The organism is Neobacillus niacini, from assembly GCF_036961885.1.
Taxonomy (GTDB): Bacteria; Bacillota; Bacilli; order Bacillales; family Cytobacillaceae; genus Neobacillus; species Neobacillus niacini_H.
This window is the reverse complement of the sequence record NZ_JBALNQ010000026.1, coordinates 65593-70955: the sequence shown is the minus strand read 5'-3', so window position 1 is coordinate 70955 and position 5363 is coordinate 65593. Positions and strand designations below refer to the sequence as shown.

Genomic DNA, 5363 nt, shown 5'->3' with positions numbered 1-5363 from the left:
CTATTATGTATCTATTTCGGGAGGAAAAAAATATGAATCGCCATAACTTAAAACTTATTCTTTTTACATTCCTATTATTATTGTTTATTACCGGCTGTGAAAAAAAGGAAATAAAGCCTGTTGCTATTAATGAAGAAACAGATAAGTGCGAAGTTTGTAATATGCAGGTGAAAGATAACCAATTTGCTACTGAAATAATCCTTGAAAATGGTAAAGCAATCGTCTTTGATGATATCGGTTGTATGAATAAATGGATCGAGGAAAACAAAAATGAAAAAATTGATGCCGCGTTTGTAAGGGATTATTCAACAAGTAAATGGATTGAAATGGAAAATGCCACTTATGTGTACGGTAAATCAATCAAGACCCCAATGGCATACAATGTCATCTCTTTCACAACCAAAGATGATGCACAAAACTTCATTGATGAAAATAAAGGAAGCCTATTAACCTATAAAGACTTAGAGAAACATTCATGGGATAGGAACAAAGAAATGATGGAAGAGATGAAAAAAATGAAAATGAATGGACATAGCGACGGGGCGAGTATGGAAAAGTCCGATAGTGCTCACTAAGAGCAAATAAGAATATGGAGGTAAAAAGACAGTCGATAAAGATTGTCTTTTTCCTTGAAAGGAAGTCAGCCTATGAGAAACTTATGGTTTTCTGAATGGAAAACAATGACACGGCAACGCTCTTATTATTCATTTTTACTCCTTTGGGGTTCTGTATTTTCACTCCTATTTTTGCTAGAAGGAACAAATGATAGTATTTCTGGCTATACAAATATAACGGGTACGATTGTGAATATTATTTTATATTTACTGCCGCTCTTTATGATGATTATCGGTTCTTTCTCGATTACAAATGAATTTGAAAACGGGCAATGGGATCTTTTAAGTACTTATCCTATTAGCATACCTACTTATTTTTTCGGAAAATTTGCAGGCTTGTTTACGGCGCAATCGATTGTGTTCACACTTAGTTATGGAATCAGCATGGCCATTGGTTTGGCTGCAGGGATCGAGTTATCGATAAAATGGCTGCTTGGCATCTATCTTTTTTCATTGTTTCTCATCTTTATTTTTCTCCTTCTCGGCATTTTTTTTGGTACTCTAGCCCGTACAAGATGGAAGGCCTTGACATTAACGGTGGCTATCTGGTTTTTCCTGATAATGATTTGGCCTACAGCACTTATTGCGGTGTTAGGATTGGTCCCTTACACAATGATTGATGTGTTAATGAAGATTGCACTGGTAGTAAATCCCGCTGAGTTTTTGCGTATATTTTTAATCATCAAGTGGGACAGCGGGTCGATATTCGGCGAATCCTATGATTCTATCGTTCATTTATTCCAATCTGGCGCCAGCTGGTTCATTCTTTTTGTTTATCTTATTAGTTACCTAACCCTATTGTTTACACTATCATTCTTTATTTTAAAAAGGAGACAGCTTCAATGACCACTCGCCTAGAAATCAAACGTGCATCCAAAGTTTTTAAAAAGAACATTGCACTCCACCCTTTCTCATTGCAAGTAGAAGCTGGGGAGTGTATTGCCCTTTGTGGAGGTAATGGAGCAGGAAAGAGTACATTACTCCATATTATTGCTGGCATTTCTTCACCCGGTGAAGGTACAGTAATCATTGAAGATGTAGATATCCTAAAGGATAGAAAGAAGTATGTATCGTTAATTGGCTATATGCCAGATGAATTTTATGCCCAAGAGACACTGACAGTACACGAGTTTTTAAGTTTTTATGCTGCATTTAGGAATACTCCGCCAACCCGTATTACAGAGGTAATCACTATTCTTGGACTGGAAGAAAAGAAGGATGAAATGGTCAAACACTTATCAAAAGGGATGCGTCAAAGGCTGCTGTTTGGCCAGGCGTGGGCAGGGCAGCCAGCTGTCTTGATTCTTGATGAACCGACAAATGGACTAGACCCTTATTGGATTGATATTTTTATTACACTTTTAAAAGAAATTAAAAGTAGTGGCTCGACGATTATCTTTTCGACCCATATGATGGACGTTGCCTCCGAGGTTGCAGACCGTGTATTATTTATGGAAGATGGGAAATTGGTCACATTGTTAAAAAATGACCACATTAATCCCAATAAATTCATGGTTGATTTGTTACACTTGTATCGAAAACAGCAATAAAATTGTATAACTTCCGAAAATCCAAGAGCAATCTTGGATTTTTTGCAAAGACTGAACAAGTGAAAAAGGAGAATAGGTATGTCCTATCGTACATTAAAGTTTTTTAGCATTTTTATTCCAACTGTATTAATTGGTGGATTTGAATTTTTTCGGCATAGTGTACTGCTTCATAATCTTTCGATGACGGCAGGTAACTTTTGGATTACATTTCTAACCCTGATTATTTCATATATCTTTTCCACTTGGATGTTTCGCGCTATTGATTTAAAAAACCAAAGGATTACAAAGGAACGAGAAATGCGCGCCATTTATGAAGAACGGGAAAGGCTGGCAAAGGAATTACATGATAGCATAGCTCAAACCCTTTTTTTACTTAAGGTACAGCTAAAAAAAGGAAAAACGGACGAGGCTGGCGCGCTTGTTAATTCGATTGACTCGCATTTACGACAAGCCATTTTCAATTTACGAATCAGCCCAGACGAACATGTTTCTTTTTCAAAACGGATCAAGTATTGGCTTGACGACTGGAGTACTGTGTCAGGAATTGATTTACACACGGACATCACTAGTAAAGAATCCTATTTTACCCCAGCTGAAGTGGTGCAATTAGTTGGAATTATCCAAGAGGCATTCACAAACATTCGAAAGCATGCAGAAGCATCTAGTGTGAATTTCACTTTGCAAACAAGTGATTCCCATTGGGAAATGGTGATAGAGGATAATGGGAAGGGATTCAGGTTAACCGAATTGCCGGCTAATAAATATGGAATTTCCATGCTTAAAGAACGTGCCGACCGAATAAAGGCTGATTTAGAGATCACTTCTGAAGAGCTGGTGGGGACAAAAATTTGGTTGAAGGGAGATAAGTAAAGTGATAAATCCATTTCGTGTTCTAATTGCTGATGATCATCCGCATGCACGTCTGGCCATTAGCGAAATGCTTGAAGATGATCCCTATTTTACCATTGTTGGGCAGGCAAAAAACGGAACAGAAGCAATTGAACTTAGCAAGCACTTAGTTCCGGATATAATTTTAATGGATATTGAAATGCCAATTTTAAATGGTCTAGAGGCAACAAAAATCATTAAAGAGACCTCCCCGTTCATAAAAGTTATAATATTGAGTGTCTCAGATAATGTTGCTGATTTATTTACTGCTATTCAATACGGCGCACAAGGGTATTTGCTCAAAAATATGGATCCCGATGATTGGCTCCAATATCTTCACTCAGTTGTGGATGGCTCAAGTGAAACTACTCGTGGAATGGCAGGAAAGCTTCTCTATCAATTCAGAGAGAAAGACTTAGTTCATATACAAACAATAAAATCACTTACTCCCAGAGAGAAGGAAATCCTCTTATTACTATCGGATGGCCTAACCAACAAACAAATAGGAGAACACCTCTTTATAGCTGAAAACACAGTAAAAAACCATATCAAAAACCTTTTGGAAAAACTAGATCTAGAAAACCGAGTACAACTCGCAGCCTACTCAATCAAACACATAAAAACATAATGCACTACCCCCCATATAGTCTGCATGAGGGGTAGAAGTGTCCACGAGCGGTGACAGGCACCAATCATCGCCTCTTCATTTCAGGATGTCAAAGATGATTTTCGCATGGTCGGTGTTGTCGATTTGCCCTTGGAAGCGCTTGCTCCCAGGACCATAAGCATAGACGTTTACGTCTTCGCCTGTGTGGCCATCCGTTGTCCAGCCTGTAAAGGAACGGTGGTTAATGATTTCTTCGATGGCCGTGTCAATGTTTTTCTCTTTTTTTGTTCTTGCCGCTTTTTCTACTGATTTAATTTCATCTTGTGTTAAAGGAAGGTCGATGTATTTTGTTAAGGTTTCTTTGACATCTGCCCCTTTAACGATTTTCATTGCCATATAATCAGGTGAACGTTTTACTGCTTTGATTACAGAGCTAAACCAATTATATTGTCCTCTAGCCCCTATTGTGTATCCACCTGTTGAATGATCAGCCGTTGCAATCACTAATGTATGACCGTCCTTCTTTGCAAAGTCAATGGCCACCTTAAACGCCTTCTCAAAGTCTTCCATCTCACTCATAGCACCGACAATATCGTTGTCATGTGCTTCCCAATCAATTTGACTTCCCTCCACCATTAGAAAGAACCCTTTATCATTCATATTTAAACGCTCTATTGCAGAAATGGTCATGTCAGCCAAGGAAGGAATGTTCTTTGTACGATCAATCATTTTTGGCAGACCATCTTTTGCAAATAGCCCTAATACCTGGCGATTTTGGTCATTTTTCAACTCTTCAAGGTTATTTACATAGCTGAATCCGTCTTTAACAAACTCTTCCACTAGGTTCCGATCTTTGCGGATAAACCAGTCTGACCCTCCGCCAAGCATTACATCAATTTTATGCTTGCCGCTTACTAAATCCTGATAATACGCATCAGCAATCACAGCCATGCTTTCCCGCTGGGTAACATGGGCACCAAACGCCGCAGGAGTACCATGTGTAATTGGTGCTGTTGCAACAAGGCCAGTTCCTTTCCCTTTTTCCTTCGCTGTTTCGAGGACTGATTTCAATTTAGAGTGGTCTTTGTCAACGCCAATTGCCCCATTATAGGTTTTCACACCTGTTGCCATGGCCGTGGCTGCAGCCGCAGAATCTGTGATGTTAAATTTCGGATCGTTCGGAAATGTGGTCTGCTGCCCAACAAGGTATGGTCCAAATTCCGTTGGTTCCAGTTCAATAGTCGCTGGATCATCTTTATAATAGCGATAGCCTGAGGTGAAGGAAACACCCATACCATCACCTATTAGAAAAATAATGTTTCTAATAACTCCGCTTTTAACGTTTGCTTCATTTCTACTCGCAAAATTTCTACTAACTCCGCTTTTAGCGTTTACTTCATTTCTACTCGTAAAGGTTGTTCCTATTATGAAAATCCCGATAACAACCGGAAAAATTAACTTTCCATGCCGTTTCATGAACATAGTGCCCTCCTCAATTTTTCTGAATCAAATGTAATTATTATGGATATGGTACAGAGAAATTATCCATTACCCACCACATCCTAAACAACTTGCAGTTTTCATAAAAAAAAGGATTGAGCATGAAATAAGGAATAGTGATCTACTGAAAATAAACAAAAGGAATAGGTAATTTATGTTAAAATATAACTGTATAAAAATTTGTCTTTTTCTGTTAAAGGACAT

General features: G+C 38.3%; 6 protein-coding genes. 5 read left to right on the top strand and 1 reads right to left on the bottom strand.

What is annotated here, in order from left to right; genetic code table 11:
* Positions 1-32 precede the first annotated feature (32 nt).
* The 5 genes from V7124_RS12210 to V7124_RS12190 all read left to right on the top strand — a co-directional run bounded on the left by V7124_RS12210 (position 33) and on the right by V7124_RS12190 (position 3680).
* The gene (locus V7124_RS12210) at positions 33-575 is read left to right on the top strand and encodes a nitrous oxide reductase accessory protein NosL (protein ID WP_335489368.1); all 543 of its coding nucleotides are present in this window, start codon (positions 33-35) and stop codon (positions 573-575) included.
* Between the two features lie 72 nt (positions 576-647).
* Positions 648-1460 carry an ABC transporter permease gene (locus tag V7124_RS12205; RefSeq protein WP_335489365.1) on the top strand — a complete coding sequence of 271 codons (813 nt, stop codon included), beginning with the start codon at positions 648-650 and terminating at the stop codon, positions 1458-1460.
* On the top strand, positions 1457-2164 hold the full coding sequence (locus V7124_RS12200) for an ABC transporter ATP-binding protein (RefSeq protein WP_335489362.1): 708 nt from the start codon (positions 1457-1459) through the stop codon (positions 2162-2164). The genes V7124_RS12205 and V7124_RS12200 overlap by 4 nt, the downstream gene beginning before the upstream one ends.
* Before the next feature lie 78 nt (positions 2165-2242).
* The gene (locus V7124_RS12195; protein WP_335489359.1) at positions 2243-3034 is read left to right on the top strand and encodes a sensor histidine kinase; all 792 of its coding nucleotides are present in this window, start codon (positions 2243-2245) and stop codon (positions 3032-3034) included.
* A gap of 4 nt (positions 3035-3038) precedes the next feature.
* Positions 3039-3680 carry a response regulator transcription factor gene (locus V7124_RS12190; protein WP_335489454.1) on the top strand — a complete coding sequence of 214 codons (642 nt, stop codon included), beginning with the start codon at positions 3039-3041 and terminating at the stop codon, positions 3678-3680.
* Positions 3681-3755: 75 nt separating this feature from the next.
* Here V7124_RS12190 and V7124_RS12185 read toward each other — a convergent pair whose 3' ends face one another.
* Positions 3756-5141 carry an alkaline phosphatase gene (locus tag V7124_RS12185; RefSeq protein WP_335489356.1) on the bottom strand — a complete coding sequence of 462 codons (1386 nt, stop codon included), beginning with the start codon at positions 5139-5141 and terminating at the stop codon, positions 3756-3758.
* Between the last annotated feature and the right edge of the window lie 222 nt (positions 5142-5363).